Raw genomic sequence first — 22,968 nt, forward strand, 5'->3', positions numbered from 1 at the left:
CGATGCCGCCGGAACTCTTTGATTCGACGGGGCACCACCTGGTTAGAAGACTGGGAGTATGTCGCGGCCGGTCCAAAAACCATCGGGACCGTGCTGTGATCGTGAACACCGTGTTGTGCGGCACCGTAGTGCTGGATACTGCGGGCAGCCGCCCCCGGTGACCGGTGCCGGACGCGGTGAGCTGGAGGGGACGGTTCGCGTGAGCGAGATACCAGCGAAGGCCACGGAGTCCGAGGACCCGTCGGACGGCGCGAGGGCTGAGGCCGCGGTCGATTCCGCCGTGGGCGAGGCGACGGGCGAGACGATGTGGCAGAGCAGTCCGCCCGGTTCGATCTACGACTACATCAAGGTCGCCTCGTTCTCCATAGGCGCCGACGGGCTCGTCGACCAGTGGAGCCTGCGGGCCGAGCAGCTCTTCGGCATCTCCTCCGAGCGGGCCGTCGGCATGGATCCCATCGAGGCGTTCGTCACCCCCGACCGGCGTGAGTTCGGGCAGCGCAAGATGGCGGAGATCCTGGACGGACGGGAGTGGACCGGAGTGGTCCCCTTCCAGCTGCCCGCCCCCGACAGCGGGGGTGCGGGGACCGAGGGGCTCGCCGAGGTCTATGTGATGCCCACCACTACGGAGGACGGCGAACGGGCCGCCGTCTGCATCGTCGTGGACGTCCGCACCCTGCGCTCCATCGAGACGGACCTCGCCGCCTCGCAGGCGATTTTCGGTCAATCTCCGTTCGGCTTTCTGCTGATCGACACGGAGCTGCGGGTCCGGCGCGCCAACCAGCGGTTCGCCTCGACTTTCGGCGGCACCGTCGACGACCACCGTGGGCGGGGCGTCTACGACTATCTGCCGCGCGCGGAGGCCGAGCGGGTCTCGGCGACCCTGCGCCGCGTCCTCGAAACCGGCGACTCCATCACGGACATGCACGTCACCGGCCATGTGCCCGGCTCCGAAGAGCGCCGCCACTGGTCCATCAACCTCTACCGCGTGCACAGCGGCAGCGGCCGCCCCATTGGCATCGCCTGGCTCGGAACCGACATCACCTCCCGCCGCGCCGCCGCCCGCGAGGCGGCCGCGGCCCGGCGCAATCTCGCCCTTCTGAACGAGGCCGGCGCCCGCATAGGCAACTCCCTCGACCTGGAGACCACCGCTCGCGAACTCCTCGACGTCGTCGTCCCCGGATTCTGCGACCTCGCGACTGTCGACCTCTACCAGGGCCTGCTGGCCGGCGACGAGACCCCGCCGGGCCTGGCCGACGGCAGCGCCGAACTCCGCCGCGTGGCCTTCGCGAGCGCCGTCTCCGACGCTCCCTTCGTCGGCGGACCGGCACCGGTGGCCGTGGGCGCGGTCCACCACTACCCCTTCAACTCGCCCTGTGCGGATGCCCTGCGCACCGCGCGCCCCCGGCACATCCCCGCCGAAGAGGGCGGCCTCATCCAGTCCACGCTCGCGGTCCCGATGGTCGCCCACGACACCGTCGTCGGGCTCGTCCAGTTCTCCCGTACGAAGGGCAGCGAGCCGTTCGGGGAACGCGACAGGGCGCTCGCGGTGGAGTTGGCCGCGCGCGCCGCCGTCTGCATCGACAACGCGCGGCTGTACCGGCGTGAGCACGAGCGCGCGCTGATACTGCAGCGGTCCCTGCTGCCCCCGGGTGACCCCGAGGCCTCCGGTCTGGACATCGCCTGCCGCTATCTGCCGGGCAACGCCGCGACGGAGGTCGGCGGCGACTGGTTCGACGTCATCGAACTCCCCGGCCACCGCACCGCGTTGGTGGTGGGTGACGTGATGGGACGCGGCCTGCGCGCCGCGGTGGCGATGGGCGAACTCCGCACGGCCGTACGCACCTTGGCGCTACTGGACCTGGAACCCGCCGAGGTCCTCTCGGCGTTGGACGAGATCGCGCGCGGCCTCGGCACGCCCGGCGTCCAGCAGGCCACCCGCACCGCCAGACAGCCGCGCGACGCCGACCTCTCCGAGGTGTACCTCGCGACGTGCGTGTACGCCGTCTACGACTCCGTGACGCGCCGGTGCACCTTCGCCAACGCGGGCCATCTGCCGCCGGTGCTGGTGGAGCCCGGCGAGAGCGCGCTGATGCTCGACGTGCCGCCAGGGATGCCGCTCGGGGTGGGCGGCGAGCCCTTCGAGGAGGTCGAGGTCGAGCTTCCGGAGGGCGCGCTGCTGGCGCTCTACACGGATGGACTGGTCGAGTCCCGCGACCATCCGCTGGACGAAGGCCTGCAGGCGTTCGTCGGCGCCCTCACGGACCCCTCCAGTCCCCTCGAGGACGTTTGCGACCACGTTCTCAACACCCTCGACACCCACCACGGCGAGGACGACATCGCCCTGCTGATGGCACGTGTCCAGGGGCTGCCCGCCGAGTCCGTCGGCGACTGGACCCTGCCGCGCGAGCCGCGCAGCGTGGGGCGCGCCCGCGAGTACGCGCGGACGCAGCTGGTGGCCTGGGACCTGGAGCCGCTCGTCGACACGGCGGAGCTCCTGGTCAGCGAGCTGGTCACCAACGCGCTGCGCTACGGCGAGGGCGAGATCAGACTACGGCTGCTTCTCGACCGCACCCTGGTGTGCGAGGTCTGGGACGCGGGGCTCGTCCAGCCGCGGCGGCGGCGGGCGCGGGACACCGACGAGGGCGGGCGGGGGTTGCAGCTCGTGGGGCTGCTGTCCGCGGCCTGGGGGTCCCGGCGGACCCCCCGGGGCAAGACAGTGTGGTTCGAACTCCCGCTGCCGGACGGCGAAACGGGGCTGACGGACCCGGCGGAGGCGTTGCTGAGCTTGTTCTGAGGGCAGGGGGTGGGTTTTTTCGCCCCCTCCGCCCCTACCCGTCCCATACCTGGGGCCTGCCGCCCCCAGAGCCCCGCTATCGCGCTGCGCGCTCGTCCTCAAACGCCGGACGGGCTGAAAGATTTCCCCCGGGCCGGCGCTGGAGAGTTTCAGCCCGTCCGGCGTTTGAGGACGAGGCCGTCAAGGCCGATGGGGGTCCAGGGGGCGGAGCCCCTGGCGGGGGTTTGGGGGCGGAGCCCCCAAGGGACGGGAATGGGAAGGGGCGGAGGGGGCGAAAAACCTCCCGGGCCGGCACCGGTGTCGGTGTCGGGTCAGGCCGGGGAGGAGGTCGCCCGGCGTGCCCGTGTCCGGGGCCCGCCGAAGCTCCCTGGCCCGCCTCCACCCCCCAGGAGGATCCCACCCAGCACGGCCCCACCGACCCCGGCACCTTCGCGCCCGGCGGACGGACTCCCGTACGCCCGTACATCCCGCTCGGCAAGCTCCCGCGCCTGACGGGCCAGCACGTCGGCCCGCCGCACGTCGGCAAGGGCAGGGGACCGGCCGGCAAGGTGACGCTCCGCCTCCGCCAGCCGCGTCCGCGCCCCGCACCCCACCGCCGCCCGATGCGTCGTCACGAAGTCCCCCGCGGCGGAGACCGCGCTACGGACCGGGAGCACGAACTGGTCGAGGAGGGCGCGGGCGCGCTCCTCGGGAAGGTCCCCGTCGCGCGCCTCGGCAAGAGCCGCACCCGCCTCCGCGATGCGCCGCAGAGCGTCGAGGGGATCGTACGCACCGGCCGCCGACTCCCGGCGCACATCGGCGAGCAGCGACTCGGCGTGCGCGACCCGCCCGGGCAGCGTACCGACGCCCGCGGTCGCCAGGAGAGCCTGGGCACCAGCGAGGTCGGTCTCTACCGCGGCGAGCGCGCCGGGCAACTGCTCGGCCGCCGCGGCCAGTTCGCCCGCGAGCCGCTCCACGCCGGCCACGAAGGTGGCCGCCTGGTCGACGGCCCCCTCCGCCGCGCGCAGATACGCGGCCGCCTTCCCGCCGTCGCCCCGGTCGAGCGACTGCCGCGCCTGGTTGAGATGGACCGTCGCGAACACGAGCCGGTCCTTGGCCTGTTCGACGTGGCCCGCGACGGGCAGGGAGGCGGAAGGGGCGTACCGCTGGTGGAGGTCGCCGAGCGTCGTCTGGGCGGCCGGGGTGCGTGCGGCGAGCTCACGGAAGCGGGTCTCGGCGTGCTCCAGCGCGGCGGTGGTGCTGCGCTCCAGGGCGCGCAGGAGATCGAACCCGGCCGCCTCCGAGTCCAGCCGCCGCCCCGCCTCCGTGCAGCGCAGGACGATCTCCTCCAGCATGCTCCGGCCGTCCTCCGGGGCGGCCTCGTCGAGCCGCTGCCGCAGCCGGAAGGCCGCCGCCAGCTCGGACTTCGCGTACGACAGTGCCTCCGCGTAGGGCTTGACCGGCTCGCTCCCGAACTGGGCGGTGGCGCAGCCGAGTTCCTCGACGCTGGTGCGGACGCAGTCGTCGGTGTCGATCAGCAACTGCCGGGTCCGTTGGTCGAGTTCGAGGACCGGCGGTGCGACGTGCGGGGCGCCGCCGCCAGGAGTCGTACGTGTCCTCGCCCGCCGCTTGCGCCGCGCGTACCCGTACGCCGCCAGTACCGCCGCGGCGCCCACCGCGACGAGGGGCAGTACGAGATCGCCGGTGGCCGTCGTCTCGTCCTGATCCGGATCGCCCTCGGCCGTCCGGGCCCCCACCTCGTCGGCGACCTGCACACCCCGCGCCACGGTCACCGCGTCCCCGGTCCCCGCCCTCGCCAGGGGCAGCACCAGCCACCCCACCGCCAGCAGCCCCCCGAGCACGACATGCGCCACCCGCACGGCTATGTGGGACGTGGCTCGGCGCGACCGGTTTCGGCTCTGGGGCGACGTCACATTTGGGAGCGTATGACCGCTTGCGCGCCGACGCGACCGGGATACGCCGTGGCGGGGACGCCTAAGGTACGGGGGATACGGGGGCGTACAGGAGGGGCACGGGGGATGGATACGGGACGGATGGAATCCGCGCCGGAGGACCGCGCGGAGAGCCCGGAGCCGGGAACGACGGCCCCGGCAGAGCAGTCCGAAGCAACGGCGAACACGGCAACGACTCGCCCGGAGAGCCCGCCCGAGCCGACAGCCACGGAGGCCGCACCGCCCGGAGAGGCCCGGACGGGCGACCCCCAGCCCCCAGCGGACGACGCCGGGCGGCCGATGAGCGCCCCGAGGCCGCCAACAAGCGGCCCGCCGGTGAGCACCCCCGCCCCGACGACAGCCCGCCCCGGGGAGCCGAAGAGCGACTCAGCCCGGCCGCCGGGCAACCCCACGCAGCCGTCGGGCCACCCGGGAGACCAGACCGATGCCATGGCGCCGCCGCTAGGGGATGCCGAAGTGCCGACGAGCGGCGACGTAGGGGTGCCGACGGGCAGCACCGCCCAGCCGTCAGCCCACCCGGGAGACCAGGTCGACGCTCCCACGCCGCCGCTAGGGGACGCCGGAGTGCCGCCGGGCGACGCCGCCGATGCGCCGTCAGGCGACGCGGGCAACGCACGCGACGCAGACGTGCAGACCGGCAGCACCGCCCAGCCATTGGGCTGCCCGGGAGACCAGGTCGACGCCCCCGCACCGCCGACAGGCGCCCCCGGCAACCCCTCGCGCCGCGCCACCCCTGCCCGCCGGATCGCCCAGGCCTGGCGGCACCCCCGTCTCCGCTGGCCCAAGCGCATTGCCGTCACGCTTGTCCTCGTCCTTCTCCTCCCGTCCCTCGCGGCCGGAATCGCCCTGCGGGTGAACTACGCCGGAGATCCGGCCCCCGGGACCCAGACCAGGAACCGTGACGCCCTCTGGCTGGGGCACGCCTGGGTGGACGGGCGGAAGGGGGACGCGGACGTCAAGGCGCTGGCGGGGCGGTTGCGGAGTAGCGGTGTGCGGGATCTGTACGTGCACGCGGGACCGCTGGAGCACGACGGGACGCTGCCGGAGACGGCGTATTCGCGGGCCGGTTGGCTGATCGCGGCCGTGCACCGGGAGCTGTCCGGCGTACGGGTGCAGGCCTGGCTCGGTGACAAGCTGGCCAGTGAGGGGCCGGTCGGGCTGCGGCTGGAGCGCGCGGCGACCCGGGATGCCGTCGTGCGGTCGGCCCGCCAGATCCTCGTGGCCGGCTTCGACGGCGTCCACTTCGACCTGGAACCCCTCCACTCGGGCGACCGCGACTACCTCTCCCTCCTCGATGACCTGCACCGGCTCACCCGGGCCCGCGGCGTCCCCCTCTCCGTCGCCGCCCACCAGATCGACCCGCTCCCCGCGGCCCACTCCATCGCGGGCACCCTCACGGGACACCCCAAGTGGTGGTCCCAGTCGTACTTCGGCCAGGTCGCCCGCCGCGTCGACCAGATCGCCGTCATGTCGTACGACACGGCGATGCCCCTGGAGAGCCTGTACGGCGGTTACGTCGCCCAGCAGACCTCCCTCGCCCTCGAAGTCACCCCGAAGTCCACCGACTTGCTGATGGGCCTGCCGTTCTTCCACGAGGACACAAGGGTCCACTACGCGTCGGCGGAAACGGTCGCGGCGGCCGTACGCGGCACCCGTCTCGGCCTCTCCCGCACGGACCGCACGCGCGAGCACTTCGGGGTCGCCCTGTACGTGGATTTCGCGGCAACGGAAGCCGACTGGACCGCCTATCGGGAAGGGTGGGTCCGATGACCGCCACCCGCACACCCCTCAGCCGCCACGACCTGGCCTCGCTCGCCCGCGCCGCCCTCGGCCCCACCCGCATCCTCACCGCCGTCACCCGCCTGCGCGGCGGCAGCAAGAAGGGCGTCTACCGCCTCACCTTCGACGACGACTCCACAGCGATCGCGTACGTCTGGTCCCCGGACGAGGACTTCTGGCCGACGGAGCCCACGGAGCCCACGGAGCCGACGGGGCAGACGGACCCGACGGACCCGACGGACCCGACGGACCCGACGGAGCAGACGGCGTCGCCCGCGCCCACGGGTCAGACCGGCCCGGTGGATCCTTCGGGCCCCGCTGAGCACCACCGCGACCCCTTCTCCCACGCCTCCGGAATCGACCTCTTCACGGCCTCGTACGAGCGGCTGGCCGCGCTCGGCATCCGCACGCCGCGCCTCTTCCTCGCCGACCGCACGCGCGAGCACCTCCCGGCGGACACGGCCGTCGTCGAGGACGTGTGCGGCGGCAGCCTGGAGGAGCTGCTGCGCCGTGATCCGCGGGCGGCCGCGAAGCCCCTGCGGGAACTGGCCGAGGCCCTGCACACCATGAGCGGCCACCGCGCCCCCCGCTACGGCAAGGTCGCCCTCGTCGACAACGGCGGTGTGTCATACGGGAGTTCCTGCGAGGAGGTCGTACGGGACCGTGTGCTCATCGACCTCGCGGAGGCCGCGGCACGAGACGCCCGGATCGCCGCCGTAGGCGCAGCGCTCCAGGACCGCATCCACGAGCTCACCGCCGCGATCCATCCCCGCACCCAGCACACCCTCATCCACGGCGAACTCGGCCCGGACCACGTCCTCGTGGACGCCGACGGCCACCCGGCCCTCATCGACATCGAGGGCCTGATGTACTTCGACGCCGAGTGGGAGCACGTTTTCCTGCGGCTGCGCTTCCAGGACCACTACGAGGCCCTGCGCGCCGACGGCCTCGACGAGGACCGGCTTCGCCTGTACCGCCTGGCCATGCACCTGTCCCTCGTCGCGGGTCCGCTCCGCCTCCTCGACGGCGATTTCCCGGAGCCGGGGCTGATGCGCGGGATCGCGGAGCACAGCATTCAGCAGACGCTCATCCTTCTGGAGGACAAGGACCCCCGCGTGCCATGATCTGGGTGCGCGCCCTGCTCGGCACGCACCGGGATGGGGGACTGATGCACTGGATTCTGGTGGCGGTGGCCGTGCTCGCCGTGGTCGGCCTGGCGGGGATCGGGATCGCGGGGATCACGACGGGCTGGGTGCCGCCGTGGGGCCGCCGCCGTGTCCTGCGGCCGAAGCTGTGGGGATACGGGGCGGTGGTGGGGGCCGTCGGTATGTCCCTGTACATGTTCCTCGGACCGTTCCACGGGCCCGACGCCGACATGACGCCGTACGCCATGGCCGGGATGGCCCTGTTCTTCGTGGGCCTGGTGCTACAGATGGCCGGGCAGCGCCCCGGCCGTCCCGCAAGCCGATGACCACCGACTGGCATTTCGCGCTGGGGCTCGCCGAGGGCGTGGCCCTGGGACTGGCGGCCGCCGTCGGGATCATCGCCGTGCGCGGGGGCCGGGTGCCCGGGTGGAACCGCCGCCCGGTTTTCCGGCGACGGCTGTGGGGCCAGGGCGCACTGGTGCTGACGGCGTCCGTCGCGCTTCCCTCACTGGCGCTGGCCATGATCGGCCCCGGTGCCGTCCAGTTCGCCTTCACCCTCGTGGGCAGCGCCGGAATGCTCACCGGAGCCGCCCTGATGCACCGCGCCCGTCGCGACCGCCGACGCCCCGGCGGCCCCGCGGCAGGCCCGGATTCCGGCCCTACGTCTCCCGCTTCCTGATCTTCGACCCCAGCCACACCAGCGGGTCGTACTTGCGGTCGACCGCCCGTTCCTTCAAGGGAATCAGGGCGTTGTCCGTGATCTTGATGCCCTCGGGGCAGACCTCCGTGCAGCACTTGGTGATGTTGCAGTAGCCGAGCCCGTGTTCGTCCTGGGCGGTGCGCTTGCGGTCCAGGCCGGACTCCGCCGCCGCGTCCAGCGGGTGCATGTCCAGCTCCGCCACCCGCATCAGGAAGCGCGGGCCCGCGAACGCCGGCTTGTTCTCCTCGTGGTCGCGGACGACATGGCAGGTGTCCTGGCACAGGAAGCACTCGATGCACTTGCGGAACTCCTGCGAGCGGTCCACGTCCTCCTGCTGCATCCGGTACTCGCCGGGGCCGAGGCCGGCCGGGGGGACGAAGGACGGGACCTCTCTCGCCTTCGTGTAGTTGAAGCCCACATCCGTGACGAGATCGCGTACGACGGGGAAGGCGCGGAGCGGCGTGACGGTGATCGTCTCTTCCTGCGTGAACACCGACATCCGCGTCATGCACATCAGCCGCGGCCGCCCATTGATCTCCGCCGAGCACGAACCGCACTTGCCCGCCTTGCAGTTCCAGCGCACGGCCAGGTCGGGGGCCTGGGTCGCCTGGAGCCGGTGGATGATGTCGAGCACCACCTCACCGTCGTTCACCTCGACCTCGAAGTCCTCCAGGCCGCCGCCCTCGGCGTCCCCGCGCCACACCTTGAAGCGGGCCTCATAGCTGCTCACTCGTACAGCTCCTCTTCGGCGAGGTACTTGACCAGCTCCTCCTTCTCGAAGAGGGCGAGCAGGTCGGGGCGGATGGGTTCGGTGCTCTCGCGTACGAGGTCGATCTGGCCGTGTACGGGGTCGGTGGCCGCCAATCCGCCGGTGGGATCGGTCAGTTGGCACAGGAGGTTGATACGGCGCCACGCCCGCTCCATCGCCGGATGGTCCTCCCGGGTGTGGCCGCCCCGGGACTCCGTACGCTCCAGCGCCGCCCGTGCGACGCACTCGCTGACCAGGAGCATGTTGCGCAGGTCGAGGGCGAGGTGCCAGCCGGGGTTGAACTGCCGGTGGCCCTCCACGCCCGCCCGGCGCGCCCGTACCCGCAGCTCCGCGAGCTTCTCCAGGGCCTGCTCCATCTCCGCCTCGCGGCGGATGATGCCGACCAGGTCGTTCATGGCCTGCTGGAGTTCCTGGTGCAGGGTGTACGGGTTCTCGGGCGGGCGCCCGCTCTCGGCGCCCGGCTCGGGACCCTCGGCCGAGAAGGGCCGCAGCGCCTCCGCGGCGGCCGTGTCGACCTGGATGTCGTCCACGGGCGGGCGGTCCCCGGCCAGGTCCGTGGCGTACTCGGCGGCGTGCAGTCCCGCCCGCCGCCCGAAGACCAGCAGGTCGGAGAGGGAGTTGCCGCCGAGCCGGTTGGAGCCGTGCATGCCGCCCGCGACCTCGCCGGCCGCGAACAGCCCTGGTACGCCGCGCGCGGCAGCCGTGTCCGAGTCGACCGCGATGCCGCCCATGACGTAGTGGCAGGTGGGTCCGACCTCCATCGGCTCGGCCGTGATGTCGACGTCCGCGAGCTCCTTGAACTGGTGGTACATGGACGGGAGCCGGCGGCGGATCACCTCGGCGGGCATACGGGTGGAGACGTCCAGGAAGACCCCGCCGTGCGGCGAACCGCGGCCCGCCTTCACCTCGGAGTTGATGGCGCGCGCGACCTCGTCGCGGGGCAGCAGCTCAGGGGGGCGGCGGTTGTGGTCCGGGTCGTCGTACCAGCGGTCGCCCTCCTCCTCGGACTGCGCGTACTTCTCCTTGAAGACGTCCGGGATGTAGTCGAACATGAACCGCTTGCCGTCGGAGTTCCTGAGCACTCCGCCGTCGCCGCGCACCGACTCGGTGACGAGGATGCCCTTCACCGACGGCGGCCAGACCATGCCCGTCGGGTGGAACTGCACGAACTCCATGTTCAGCAGCGGCGCCCCGGCGAGGAGCGCCAGCGCATGACCGTCCCCGGTGTACTCCCACGAGTTCGACGTCACCTTGAAGGACTTGCCGATACCGCCGGTGGCGATCACGACGGAGGGCGCCTCGAGGACGAAGAAGCGGCCCGATTCGCGCTCGTAGCAGAAGACCCCGGAGACGCGGCTGCCCGCGGCGGAGCCGCTGTCAGACACAGTTTTGAGGATCCGGGTGACGGTGCACTCCTGGTACACCTTCAGGCGGCTCTCGTAGTCCCCGGTCTCCTTCATGTCCTCCTGCTGGAGGGACACGATCTTCTGCTGGAGGGTCCGGATCAGTTCGAGCCCGGTCCGGTCGCCGACGTGGGCGAGCCGCGGATACTCGTGGCCGCCGAAGTTGCGCTGCGAGATCCGCCCGTCCTTCGTACGGTCGAAGAGGGCGCCCCAGGTCTCCAACTCCCATACGCGGTCGGGCGCTTCCTGCGCGTGCAGCTCGGCCATCCGCCACTGGTTGAGGAACTTTCCGCCGCGCATGGTGTCGCGGAAGTGGACCTGCCAGTTGTCGTTCTCGTTGACGTTGGCCATCGCCGCCGCGATGCCGCCCTCGGCCATCACGGTGTGCGCCTTGCCGAACAGGGACTTGCAGATCACGGCGGTACGGGCGCCGCGTTCCCGCGCCTCGATGGCGGCGCGCAGTCCGGCGCCCCCGGCACCGACCACGACGACGTCCCACTCCTGCCGATCGACCACGGACATCAGAAGGCCCCACTCATTTCAGAAGAAGCGCGGATCGTCAAAGGCGCCGGACGCGACCAGATACACGTAGAAGTCGGCGAGCGCCACACTCACCAGCGACGTCCAGGCGAGCAGCATGTGACGGGCGTTCAGCTTCCCGACCCACTGCCACATCCGATAGCGCACGGGATGTTTGGAGAAGTGCTTCAGCTTCCCGCCGACGATGTGCCGGCAGGAGTGGCAGGAGACGGTGTACGCCCAGATCAGCACGATGTTGACCAGGAACACCACAGTGCCCAGGCCCATGTGGCCCCAGTGGTAGCGCTCGTCGCGGAAGGCGAGCACGGTGTCGTAGGTCAGGACACCGGCGACGAGGATCGCGGCGTAGAAGAAGTACCGGTGGATGTTCTGCAGGATCAGCGGGAAGCGGGTCTCGCCGGAGTACTTCTTGTGCGGTTCGGGGACCGCGCAGGCCGGCGGCGATGCCCAGAAGCCGCGGTAGTAGGCCTTGCGGTAGTAGTAGCAGGTCAGCCGGAAGCCGAGCGGGAAGATCAGGATGATGACGGCGGGGGAGATCGCCCACCAGCTCCCGAAGAGGTCCGCGTTGGGGCCCGCGTGCATGGTCGCGCACCGCTCCGCCAGACACGGCGAGTAGAACGGCGAGACGTACGGCGCCGCGTAGTAGTGCGTGTCGGCGAACGCCCGCCATGTCGAGTACACGACAAAGGCCAGCAGCCCGGCCGCGGTGACGGCGGGCGCCAGCCACCAGCGGTCGGTCCGCAGATGCGGGGCGGCGATCGCGGCGCGCGTACCGGACTGTACGCCGCCGCTGTTCAGATGGGGTTCCGTACCAGTGGCCAACGCTGCTGCTCCTCTTCAGGGCTCGGTTCGCCTCCGGGGCGCGCCTGGGGCGAGAGGCCGACCGTGGTCGACCCTCCTTTGTCGGGCCGCCGCGCTCCCCCAAGCTCTCGGCCTCGCTCGAGCAGGGGAGACCTATGGCCTCTCGACACAGGCGCCTCCCTTCGGCTCACTCGCCTTGGGCGCTCAGGGGGCGTGGCGGTCGCGGGCGCCGAGGCCCTCGTCGTCCGAGTCCGTCCACAGGGAGTTGTCGTACGGGGCGTCGGGGATGGCGACCAGGTCGGGTCGGCGTGGCGCGGCCGGCTGGTCGGCGGCCTCGCGCAGCAGCGCGAGGCTTTCGCGCAGGTGGTCGGCGTCGACCCGCACCCGGCGCATCTCCAGGCCCGTGCCTATCTGCTGTTCCAGCCGTCCCACGGACCTCGCGAGGTCGTCGAGGCAGCGCTGTACTGACGTCAAGTCGTCGTGCACGGACATGACTTGCCCTCACTTCCGCGGACCCTCTGGCCCAAGGCGGCAACGTTCATGCGCCTGCGAGTGTTGCGCGTCACACCGGGCCGTGTGAAGAGATCTGCACGGATTCCAGGATCGCACCATCCCGAACGCGCCGCCACGCGCCCTGCACGCGCCGGTGCCTCCCCTGGCGGGTCCGGGCGCCCGGAGGTGTCTCGCCCCCCTCCGCCCCTACCCGTCCCGTACCTGGGGGCGCAGCCCCTTGGCGGGGGTCTGGGGGGGGCGCAGCCCCCAAGGGACGGGAATGGGTAGGGGCGGAGGGGGCGGAACGATTGCGCCGCATGGGTGGCCTTCGCGCCCGTCCCCGCGTGTCGCCGCCCCCGCGCGGCTCCTCTCCCCTTCAGTGGGCGCATACATCTGATCAACTCCATATACCGCCAAACGTGATCAGAAAGCCGACCTGCCCGCACAGCGGAGCGTCCCCCGGAGGTTGCAGTGATGTCCCACGACGGCGTCGGACTGCGCGCGGTGATGCGCTCGGTCGCGTTCCTCACCGCGGGCGCGCTCGCGGTACCCGCCCTCGCCGCGTGCAGCGCGGAGGACGAGGCGGGCAAGCCCGTCGCCGGGCAGGACATCGCGCCCGCGGCCCGCGACCTGATCGCCGACGGCGGCACCCTGCGCTGGGCCGTGGACTCCGTACCGGAGACGCTCAACACCTTCCAGGCCGATGCCGACGCCGCGACCTCCCGCGTCGCCGGTGCCGTGCTGCCGTCCATGTACCGGCTCGACCAGAACGGCCGCCCGCAGGTCAACCCGAACTACCTGGAGTCCGCGAAGATCGTCGAGCGCGAGCCCAAGCAGGTCGTGCTGTACAAGCTCAACCAGCAGGCGGTCTGGAGCGACGGCCGCGAGATCGGCGCCGCCGACTTCGCCGCCCAGTGGCGCGCCCTGTCCGGCAAGGACACCGCGTACTGGACGGCCCGCAACGCCGGCTACGACCGCATCGAGAAGATCGAGCGCGGCAAGAACAACCTGGAGGTCAGGGTCACCTTCAGCCGGCCGTACGCCGACTGGAAGTCGCTGTTCTCGCCGCTGTACCCGAAGGACGTCATGGGCACCCCGGACTCCTTCAACGACGGCGCCAGAAGGAAGCTGAAGGTCACCGCCGGGCCCTTCGCGCTGCAGAACGTGGACCGCAAGGAGGGCAAGGTCCACCTCACCCGCAATCCGCGCTGGTGGGGCCGCCCCACCAAGCTCTCCGAGATCGATCTGATCGCCGTCGCCCGCGACAAGCGGGCCACCGCGCTCGCCGCGGACCAGCTCGACCTGGCCGAGATCGATCCCTCCGCGGCCGAGCGGATCACGCTCGCCGCGGGCGACCAGAGCAGCAGTACCCCCCTGCAGGGGCCCGGCGGGAAGCAGAGCAAGGCGGGGCAGTCGACGCTGCGCGGTTTCGTGGTCCGCAAGTCTCTCGAACCCGCCTACACCCAGCTCGCTCTCAACGGCTCCGAGGGCCCGCTCACCGACGAGCGCGTGCGCCGCGCCGTGGCCCGCGCTCTCGACCGCGAGGAGCTCGCCAAGGTGGTGCTGGCGCCGCTCGGGCTGCCCGCCGTGCCGGTCGGCAGCCATCTCGCCCTCTCCGGCCAGCAGGCGTACGCCGACAACAGTGGCGCCCTCGGCGGCCAGGACACCGCCGGGGCGCAAGCCCTGCTGACCGAGGCCGGGTGGGTGCCCGGCGGGCCGGTCAAGGAGCAGAAGAAGACGGAGAAGGCCGCCGGTTCCGAGGGCAAGAAGGCGTCGCCGGACTCGGACGGCTCCGGCGACGACGGGACGTACATCGTCGGAGAGGACGACAAGCCCTCCGATGCCGACCGGGAGAAGAAGGATCCCAAGGACCACAGCGAGAAGCGCAACCACGGCGAGCAGCACAACCAGGGCGAGAAGCACCAGCAGAGGCACTCGGGGGAGTACGCGGACGAGCAGGCCGGCAAGCACCTGGACGGGCGGCAGTACGTCAACCAGGGCGGGGCGCCGGGGGCGTACGCCCCCAAGGGCACGGCCGCGCCGGCGGGCGCCGCGGCCGGTGCGCTCACCAAGGACGGCAAGCCGCTGACGCTCCGCTTCGTGCTGCCCTCGGGGCCCGGCTCGGAGTCCCTGCGCGCGGTCGCCGACCGGATCGCGCAGATGCTGGGGCGCATCGGCATCCATGCGGAACTGTCCAAGGTCTCCGACGACAGCTACTTCAAGGACCACATCGCCTCGGGGCAGTACGACCTGGCGCTGTACTCGTGGCCCGCCACCGCCTTCCCGGCCACCGACGCGCGGCCGATCTTCGCGAAGCCGGTGCCGGCCGCCGACGGCTCGCTCAGCGTCGAGCAGAACTTCACCCGGGTCGGTACCGACCAGGTTGATCAGCTCTTCGATCAGGCCATTGCCACGTTGGACGAGGACGAGGAGCGCTCGTTGGTCCGCAAGGCCGACGCCCACATCTGGGCCGCCGCCGGCTCCATCCCCCTCTACCAGCGCCCTCAGCTCACCGCCGCGCGCTCGAACCTCGCCAACGCGGGTGCCTTCGGCTTCCAGACCCCGATCTACGAGGACATGGGCTTCCTGAAAAAGGGCGCCCAGCCTTCGGCAACCCCATCAAAGAGCTAGCGCCCCCAGTCGAACGGGTGCCCTGTCGCACCAAGGTTCCCGGCACCGGGGCGTAGGTCGGGGCAGGTCGCGCAGCCCGGCGCTTACGGGGTGCCGCTGTGCCCACCCGTGCCGCCGCCCCCAGCGGCACGCATGCCCACAGCTACGGAGGCGACAGAGGCGGGCGGCGGCGCGCGTGCCCACAGCGAGGTCGGCTACCAGCGAAGGCGGCTGTGGGGCCGCGTATATGCGCAGGTACGGGGGCGGGACCGACCTGTGGAGGCCGGGTCCGGTGGGGGCACGTACCATGGGGTAAGGCCGTGGCGTGTTCAGCCCGGCAGGCCCCGCGCAGCGGAGGCCGTCCACTCACCCCGGGAGAAGCGCCTCAATATGGCCACGCGCCACGACATCCGCAACGTCGCCATCGTCGCCCACGTCGACCATGGCAAGACCACCCTGGTCGATGCCATGCTCAAGCAGGCCGGTGCCTTCGCCGCGCACGCCGCCGAGTCGCTTGACGACCGCATGATGGACTCGAACGACCTGGAGCGTGAGAAGGGCATCACGATCCTGGCCAAGAACACGGCCGTCAAGTACCACCCCAAGGATGGCGGCGAGGCCATCACGATCAACATCATCGACACCCCCGGCCACGCCGACTTCGGCGGCGAGGTCGAGCGCGGTCTGTCGATGGTCGACGCGGTCGTCCTCCTCGTCGACGCCTCCGAGGGTCCGCTGCCCCAGACCCGCTTCGTGCTGCGCAAGGCGCTGCAGGCCCGCCTGCCCGTCATCCTGTGCATCAACAAGACGGACCGCCCGGACTCCCGCATCGACGAGGTCGTGAACGAGGCGTACGACCTCTTCCTCGACCTCGACGCCGACGAGGACCAGATCGAGTTCCCGATCGTCTACGCGTGTGCGCGTGACGGCGTGGCCTCGCTGACCAAGCCGGAGGACGGCACCGTCCCCGCCGACAGCGACAGCCTGGAGCCGTTCTTCTCCACGATCCTTGAGCACGTCCCGGCCCCGTCGTACGACGAGGAGGGCCCGCTCCAGGCGCACGTCACGAACCTGGACGCCGACAACTTCCTCGGCCGTATCGCGCTGCTCCGCGTCGAGCAGGGCGAGCTCCGCAAGGGCCAGACCGTCACGTGGATCAAGCGCGACGGCACGATGTCCAACGTCCGCATCACCGAGCTGCTGATGACCGAGGCGCTCACCCGCAAGCCCGCGGAGAAGGCGGGCCCCGGTGACATCTGCGCCGTCGCCGGTATCCCGGACATCATGATCGGCGAGACCCTCGCCGACCCCGAGAACCCGATCGCGCTGCCGCTGATCACGGTCGATGAGCCGGCGATCTCGATGACGATCGGTACCAACACCTCGCCGCTGGTCGGCCGTGGTGGCACCGGAAAGGGCGCGGACGCCAAGGCCGCGGTCAAGGACCGCAAGGTCACCGCCCGCCAGGTCAAGGACCGTCTGGACCGCGAGCTGATCGGTAACGTCTCCCTCCGTGTGCTCGACACCGAGCGTCCGGACGCCTGGGAGGTCCAGGGCCGTGGTGAGCTCGCGCTCGCCATCCTGGTCGAGCAGATGCGCCGTGAGGGCTTCGAGCTGACCGTCGGCAAGCCGCAGGTCGTCACCCAGGAGATCGACGGCAAGGTCCACGAGCCGGTCGAGCGCATGACGATCGATGTCCCCGAGGAGCACATGGGCGCGGTCACGCAGCTCATGGGCGTCCGCAAGGGCCGTATGGACAACATGTCCAACCACGGCTCCGGCTGGGTGCGCATGGAGTTCGTCGTTCCTTCCCGCGGTCTCATCGGGTTCCGGACCGAGTTCCTCACCAGCACCCGCGGCACCGGCATCGCGCACTCGATCCACGAGGGCCACGAGCCCTGGTTCGGCACGCTGGCGACCCGTAACAACGGCTCTCTGGTCGCCGACCGCGCCGGTGCCGTCACCGCGTTCGCGATGACGAACCTCCAGGAGCGCGGCGTGCTGTTCACCGACCCCGGCACCGAGGTGTACGAGGGCATGATCGTCGGCGAGAACTCGCGCTCCGACGACATGGACGTGAACATCACCAAGGAGAAGAAGCTCACGAACATGCGGTCGTCCTCGGCCGACTCGTTCGAGGCGATCGTCCCGCCGCGCAAGCTCTCGCTGGAGCAGTCCCTCGAGTTCTGCCGCGACGACGAGTGCGTCGAGGTGACCCCGGAGGCCGTTCGCATCCGCAAGGTCAACCTGGACGCCCGCGAGCGCGCCCGCGCAGCGAGCCGCGCCAAGCACGGCTGATCACCGGCAACTGAGCCCGGGTTTCCCCAGGATGGGGGGACCCGGGCTTTTTGCAACCCGTTTTCCGACTCCCCGGTGTCCGAAATGCGGTACCCCCCGCCCGATACGCATGTAACACGTCCGTTTCGCGGGCTTCTCCCTCAGATCATTTTGTCCAGATTTTGGAAGATGTACGCGCCAGCTGTGATGGAACCGAGACCTAAAGGCTGTGGTCGGTTATCTGGCTCATGTCAGATAGTTAGCCGCGTAACGCTCGGGTCAATGGGTCATGCGCTGTGGGGACAGCGCCGACTCACGAGCACAGTGGGGTGTTTGACCCTCCGTCAGGGGTGTCGGAGGTCAGTCAGAGGCCCCTCCTGTCCGTGCACCGGTTGAGTCATGAGGAGGCACCAGATGCCAACTACGCGTGTTCATCTGCGAGTTGTCGCACGCAGCGCCCTTGCGCACAGCGACCGCTAGGCATACGTCTCTCCTGATCCGCATGGTCCGAACCGTGGCCGCCCACACCCTGTGGCGGCCGCGGGCTCGGCGTACCCATGAAATGGACGAATCATGACGAGTCCGATCGAGATCGAGGGCGCGGAAGCCTCCACCGAGGTCGACGAGCAGGCCAAGCAGAAGCGTTCCGACGCGCCGGAGAAGCTGGAGGGCCGATCGCCCGGCCAGCTGATGTGGCGCCGGTTCAAGCGCGACCGCACCGGTGTCGTCTCCGCGTACATCGTGCTCTTCTTCTTCCTGATCGCCGCCCTCGCTCCGCTGATCTCGAAGCTGTACGGCAAGAACCCGTACACGCTCTACGGGCAGGACAACCCGCTGCTCCTGAACGACTTCAACATGCCCGCGGGCCCCAACGGCGGCATCACGTCGGAGTACTGGTTCGGGATCGAACCCACCCTCGGGCGCGATGTGTTCATGCAGCTGCTGTACGGCATGCGCACCTCGCTGTACACGGCGCTGGCGGCCACGCTCGCGATGGTGTTCATGGGCGTGCTGATCGGTCTGGTCGGCGGGTACTTCGGCGGCAAGGTCGACTACTGGCTGGGCCGGCTCACGGACTTCCTGCTCGCTTTTCCGCAGCAGCTGTTCATGATCGCGGCGATGCCGGTGATCACCGCGGTGTTCGTCGCCCCCGACGAGGAGACGCCCACCTACATCCACGCGCTCGCGATCATCGGAGTGCTGTGGTTCCTGGGCTGGATGGGCCTCGCCCGGCTCATCCGGGCGGTCACGCTCTCGCTGCGCGAGCGGGAGTTCGTCGAGGCCGCCAAGGTCGCGGGCGCCTCGCCGTGGCGGATCATCCGCAAGGAACTGCTGCCCAACCTCGTCACACCGATCCTGGTGCAGGGCACGTACATGCTGCCCAGCACCATTCTCTCGGTCGCCTTCCTCTCGTTCGTCGGCGTCGGCTACTCCGAGCCGACCCCCGACTGGGGCCGGATGTTCGCCATCGGGTCGGACATCTACGAACAGGACCCCGTCTACATGTTCTTCCCGGGTGTCGCCATGGTCGTCTTCGTCGTGGCGTTCAACCTCCTCGGTGACTCGGTCCGGGACGCCTTCGATCCCAAGACGGGCCGCTGACCCGAGTTCAGGGGGGTGCCGCTGCCACCCGGGAGCCGGCGACGACCGGCCGTGCACTGCCAAGCAGCACCAGTGGATCACTGATCACAACTCACAGGCAGGTGGACTCGACTCCATGAGCATCCTCAGTTCCCGCAGAGCGCGGACCGCCGTCGTCGCGGTCGCCGCCGGCGCCCTCGCGCTGGCCGGCTGCAGCAGCAGTGACAGCGGCAGCGGCAAGAACAAGAGCAAGAACAAGGAAGAGGCCGCGTCGCAGTCCGCGGCGGTGAAGATGGGTACCGCGGCCGACTCGACGGGACCTGCCGAAGAGGTCACGGGTGCCAAGCCCGGTGGCACGATCCAGGTGTACGAGGAGGACGACTTCTCGCACCTCGACCCGGGCCAGATCTACGTCAGCGACGCCGGCCTGCTCGCCAAGCTCATCTTCCGCGGCCTGACCACGTACAAGGAGGACGCCAAGGGCGGGCTCACGGTCGTCGGCGACCTCGCCACCGACCCCGGCAAGATGTCGGACGGCGGCAAGACCTGGACGTACACGCTGAAGGACGGGGTCAAGGACGAGACCGGTCATGTGATCGACTCGGCCGACATCCGCCACACCTTCGAGCGGCTCTACGACCCGTTCATCACGGACGGCCCGTCCTACATCCAGCAGTGGCTGTCGGGTTCCGGCACCACCTACCGCAAGGCCTACGCGGGCCCGTTCAAGGGCAAGCACCTGCCGGACTCGGTCCTCGCGACCCCCGACGACAAGACCGTCGTCTTCCACTTCAAGGTCGCGCAACCCGACCTGCCGCAGGCCCTGGCCATGGCTGGCTACTCCGTCGTCCCCGAGAAGACGGACACGAAGGCCAAGTACGACACCAAGCCGGTCGCCGTCGGCCCGTACAAGATCTCCGAGTTCAAGGCCGGCAAGAGCGTGAAGCTGGTCAAGAACACCAACTGGGACGCGAAGACCGACCCGATGCGTCACCAGTACGTCGACGGCTTCAACATCGACATCAACCACGACGACGAGGACCAGACGAAGACGATCCTCGCCGACCGCGGTGACGCCAAGAACGCCATCATGATGACCGGTCAGGTCGCCACCACCCAGGTGCAGAAGGTCGTCTCCGACGCCGCGGCGATGAAGCGCACGATCCAGGGCTACGCCCCGTACGTGTGGCAGATGAACTTCAACATGGACCGCATCAAGGACAAGAAGATCCGCGACGCGATCACCTACGCCATGCCCTCCACCGCGGTCTTCAAGGCGGACGGTGGCGCGTACGGCGGTGAGGTCGCCAACAGCCTGATGTCGCCCACCACTCCGGGCTACCAGAAGGACTACGACCCCTTCGACCGGAGCAAGAAGCCCAACGGTGACATCGCCAAGGCCAAGAAGCTGATCGAGGAAGCCGGCGCCAAGGGCAAGAAGATCGTCTACGCCTACGCCAACATCCCGGTCCGCCAGCAGCAGGCCGTCCTCATCGAGAACGCCCTCACGAAGATCGGCCTCGACGTCCAGAAGAAGGAGATCGACGCCGCCACCTGGTACGAGCAGGTCGGCAAGGTCCAGAACGGCTTCGACATCTACATGACCGGCTGGGGCCAGGACTGGCCGTCCGCCAGCACCGTCTTCCCGCCGCTGTACGACGGCACGCAGATCCAGGACGGCGCCTCGAACTACGCGCACATCAACGACGACCACGTGAACTCCGAGATCGCGCGTATCCAGAAGATCACGGACAACGCCGAGGCCACCAAGGCCTGGACCGCGCTCAACCAGTACATCAGCGAGAAGGTCAACCCGGCGTCGCCGATCTACTACACCAAGGTGTTCCAGATCGCCGGCTCCAACGTGGGCGGCCTGCGCTACTCCACGGTGACGAGCTACACCGACCCGACTCGGGTCTTCCTCAAGAGCTGACCACCCTCCCGGGGCGCACTCAGCGGAGTGCGCCCCGGGCGCTCCTGTCCCTGGCCGCCGTCCTGAGAGCAGCGTTCCGCCATGCTTCGATTCATCCTTCGCCGGACGTTCGGCGCGATGCTCATCCTCCTGCTGATCAGCGCCTTCACGTTCTTCATGTACTACGCGATCCCCCAGGACCCGGCCACGCTCGCGTGCGGCAAGAACTGCACCCCGGACGCGCTGGCGATCATCCACAAGAACCTGGGGCTCGACGATCCGATCCCCGTGCAGTACTGGAAGTTCCTCTCCGGCATTTTCGTCGGACGGGACTTCGCCGTGGGCCACTGTCCGGCCCCCTGCTTCGGCGTCTCCTTCCGGGACCAGCAGATGGTCTGGGACACGATCATGGACCGCTTCCCGCTGACGCTGTCCCTCACGATCGGCGGCCTGATCGTCTTCCTTTTTGTCGGGCTCGGCACCGGCATGATCGCCGCCCGCTACCGGGGAACCTGGCTCGACAAGGTCTTCAGCTCCGTCTCGCTGGTGCTGAGCTCGTTCCAGATCTACTTCCTCGGCCCGATCGTCCTCGGCATCTTCGTCTACAGCACCGGCTGGCTGGACAAGCCCAAGTACGTGCCGTTCTCGGATAATCCCGCCCAGTGGTTCATGGGTCTGCTGATCCCCTGGGTCGTCATGTCCGTCATCTTCACCGCCAACTACACCCGTATGGCGCGCTCGACGATGATCGAACAGCTCCAGGAAGAGCATGTGCGCGCGGCCCGCGCGAAGGGCATGACCGGCAGATACGTCTTCTTCCGGTACGCCTGGCGCGGCTCGCTCATTCCCATCCTCACCATCCTCGGCATGGACCTCTCCGCGCTCCTCGGCGGCGCCGTCGTCACCGAGTTCACCTTCGGTCTCGCGGGCATCGGCCGGCTCGCCGTGGAGTCCGTCGTCGGCAAGGACCTGCCGAAACTCATGGGCGTGATGCTCTTCAGCGCCGCGTTCATCCTCCTGCTCAACGTCATCGTGGATGCGTTGTACGCCGTGATCGACCCGCGTGTGCGGCTGTCCTAGTGCTTGAGGAGCTCTCCCAGTGACCACACTCACCAAGCCCGAGGACGCCGCGGCGCCCGCCGGATCCGACGCGTTCCTGTCGGTCCGCGACCTGCATGTGCGCTTCTCCACGGAGGACGGCGACGTCAAGGCGGTCGACGGCCTCTCCTTCGACCTGGAGCGCGGTACGACGCTCGGCATCGTCGGCGAGTCCGGATCCGGGAAGTCCGTCACCAACCTGACGATCCTGGGCCTGCACAACCCGCTGACCACGACGATCGAGGGCGAGATCCTCCTCGACGGCAAGGAACTGATCACCGCCACGGAGAGCGAGCTGGAGAGGCTCCGCGGCAACAAGATGGCGATGATCTTCCAGGACGCGCTGACCGCGCTGTCGCCGTACCACTCCGTGGGGCGGCAGATCGGCGAGCCGTTCCGCAAGCACACCGGGGCCTCCAAGAAGGAGGCGCGCGAGCGGGCCATCGAGATGCTGGAGAAGGTCGGCATCCCGCACGCCAAGCGGCGCGTGGACGACTATCCGCACCAGTTCTCCGGCGGTATGCGCCAGCGCGCGATGATCGCGATGTCCCTGGTCTGCAACCCGGACCTGCTGATCGCCGACGAGCCGACGACGGCCCTCGACGTCACCGTCCAGGCGCAGATCCTGGACCTGCTGAAGGACCTCCAGCAGGAGTTCGGCTCCGCGATCATCATGATCACCCACGACCTCGGTGTGGTCGCCAACATGGCGGACGACCTGCTCGTGATGTACGCGGGGCGGGCGGTGGAGCGCGGCACGGTCCGCGAGGTGCTCAAGAGTCCGCAACACCCGTACACCTGGGGCCTGCTGGCCTCCATGCCGCGCCTGTCGGCGGACGTGGACGAGCCGCTGACCCCCATTCCGGGCGCGCCGCCGTCGCTGCTGAACCCGCCCTCGGGGTGCCCGTTCCATCCGCGGTGCGCCTTCCGGGGCGAGGTCGAGGGCTCCGACCGGTGCGTCGACATCCGGCCCGAACTGCCGGTGGGGCGCGGCGCCGCCTGCCATTTGACGCTGCATCAGAAGAACACGATCTTCAACGAGACGATTCGGCCCCGGCTGGGCTGAGGGGACGGACGGACTGTGAGCGACGCTGTGAGCGACGAGAAGACCGCGG

General features: G+C 70.0%; 16 protein-coding genes. 11 read left to right on the plus strand and 5 right to left on the minus strand.

Features of this window, described 5'->3' with window-relative positions:
- Positions 1-199 precede the first annotated feature (199 nt).
- Positions 200-2,794, plus strand: coding sequence for a SpoIIE family protein phosphatase (locus ACFY0T_RS31520; RefSeq protein WP_388877979.1), 2,595 nt, complete (start codon positions 200-202; stop codon positions 2,792-2,794).
- A 311-nt stretch (positions 2,795-3,105) separates the two neighbouring features.
- On the opposite strand, the gene ACFY0T_RS31525 is transcribed toward ACFY0T_RS31520, so the two are convergent.
- Entirely contained in the window at positions 3,106-4,707 is a 1,602-nt protein-coding gene (locus ACFY0T_RS31525) for a hypothetical protein (protein WP_388877982.1), read from the minus strand.
- A gap of 468 nt (positions 4,708-5,175) precedes the next feature.
- Between ACFY0T_RS31525 and ACFY0T_RS31530 the strand changes: the two genes are divergently transcribed.
- From ACFY0T_RS31530 to ACFY0T_RS31545, 4 genes are read left to right on the plus strand one after another with little or no spacing between them, the layout of a single operon-like run.
- Positions 5,176-6,516: a hypothetical protein gene (locus tag ACFY0T_RS31530; protein WP_388877985.1), complete on the plus strand. Its 1,341-nt coding sequence runs from the start codon at positions 5,176-5,178 to the stop codon at positions 6,514-6,516.
- Positions 6,513-7,649, plus strand: coding sequence for a phosphotransferase (locus ACFY0T_RS31535; RefSeq protein ID WP_388877988.1), 1,137 nt, complete (start codon positions 6,513-6,515; stop codon positions 7,647-7,649). The genes ACFY0T_RS31530 and ACFY0T_RS31535 overlap by 4 nt, the downstream gene beginning before the upstream one ends.
- Entirely contained in the window at positions 7,646-7,996 is a 351-nt protein-coding gene (locus ACFY0T_RS31540) for a hypothetical protein (protein ID WP_388877991.1), read from the plus strand. Before ACFY0T_RS31535 ends, ACFY0T_RS31540 begins: the two co-directional genes overlap by 4 nt.
- On the plus strand, positions 7,993-8,349 hold the full coding sequence (locus ACFY0T_RS31545; protein WP_388877995.1) for a hypothetical protein: 357 nt from the start codon (positions 7,993-7,995) through the stop codon (positions 8,347-8,349). Before ACFY0T_RS31540 ends, ACFY0T_RS31545 begins: the two co-directional genes overlap by 4 nt.
- On the opposite strand, the gene ACFY0T_RS31550 is transcribed toward ACFY0T_RS31545, so the two are convergent.
- The 4 genes from ACFY0T_RS31550 to ACFY0T_RS31565 form a co-directional block, all read right to left on the minus strand.
- A complete protein-coding gene (locus ACFY0T_RS31550) occupies positions 8,330-9,100 on the minus strand; it encodes a succinate dehydrogenase/fumarate reductase iron-sulfur subunit (RefSeq protein ID WP_388877997.1) in 771 nt (256 codons plus the stop codon). The genes ACFY0T_RS31545 and ACFY0T_RS31550 overlap by 20 nt on opposite strands.
- Positions 9,097-11,064 (minus strand): fumarate reductase/succinate dehydrogenase flavoprotein subunit, encoded by a 1,968-nt coding sequence (locus ACFY0T_RS31555; RefSeq protein ID WP_388877999.1) that lies wholly within the window; start codon positions 11,062-11,064, stop codon positions 9,097-9,099. The genes ACFY0T_RS31550 and ACFY0T_RS31555 overlap by 4 nt, the downstream gene beginning before the upstream one ends.
- Before the next feature lie 18 nt (positions 11,065-11,082).
- On the minus strand, positions 11,083-11,904 hold the full coding sequence (locus ACFY0T_RS31560; RefSeq protein WP_388878002.1) for a hypothetical protein: 822 nt from the start codon (positions 11,902-11,904) through the stop codon (positions 11,083-11,085).
- A 183-nt stretch (positions 11,905-12,087) separates the two neighbouring features.
- Positions 12,088-12,375 carry a hypothetical protein gene (locus ACFY0T_RS31565; protein ID WP_388878005.1) on the minus strand — a complete coding sequence of 96 codons (288 nt, stop codon included), beginning with the start codon at positions 12,373-12,375 and terminating at the stop codon, positions 12,088-12,090.
- Positions 12,376-12,849: 474 nt separating this feature from the next.
- Here ACFY0T_RS31565 and ACFY0T_RS31570 point away from each other — a divergent pair, with 474 nt between their 5' ends.
- From ACFY0T_RS31570 to ACFY0T_RS31595, 6 genes are all read left to right on the plus strand, one after another.
- Entirely contained in the window at positions 12,850-15,006 is a 2,157-nt protein-coding gene (locus ACFY0T_RS31570; RefSeq protein WP_388878008.1) for an ABC transporter family substrate-binding protein, read from the plus strand.
- Between the two features lie 369 nt (positions 15,007-15,375).
- Positions 15,376-17,283, plus strand: a complete 1,908-nt coding sequence (gene typA / locus ACFY0T_RS31575) for a translational GTPase TypA (RefSeq protein WP_388878011.1) — start codon at positions 15,376-15,378, stop codon at positions 17,281-17,283.
- Positions 17,284-17,835: 552 nt separating this feature from the next.
- A complete protein-coding gene (locus ACFY0T_RS31580; protein WP_388878014.1) occupies positions 17,836-18,864 on the plus strand; it encodes an ABC transporter permease in 1,029 nt (342 codons plus the stop codon).
- A 115-nt stretch (positions 18,865-18,979) separates the two neighbouring features.
- On the plus strand, positions 18,980-20,776 hold the full coding sequence (locus ACFY0T_RS31585) for an ABC transporter substrate-binding protein (protein ID WP_388878017.1): 1,797 nt from the start codon (positions 18,980-18,982) through the stop codon (positions 20,774-20,776).
- A gap of 81 nt (positions 20,777-20,857) precedes the next feature.
- Positions 20,858-21,835: an ABC transporter permease gene (locus tag ACFY0T_RS31590; RefSeq protein ID WP_388878020.1), complete on the plus strand. Its 978-nt coding sequence runs from the start codon at positions 20,858-20,860 to the stop codon at positions 21,833-21,835.
- Positions 21,836-21,854: 19 nt separating this feature from the next.
- The gene (locus ACFY0T_RS31595) at positions 21,855-22,919 is read left to right on the plus strand and encodes an ABC transporter ATP-binding protein (protein ID WP_388878023.1); all 1,065 of its coding nucleotides are present in this window, start codon (positions 21,855-21,857) and stop codon (positions 22,917-22,919) included.
- Positions 22,920-22,968: the final 49 nt, after the last annotated feature.

The sequence above is a fragment of the Streptomyces sp. NPDC001530 genome (genome assembly GCF_042894545.1).
Lineage (GTDB): Bacteria > Actinomycetota > Actinomycetes > Streptomycetales > Streptomycetaceae > Streptomyces.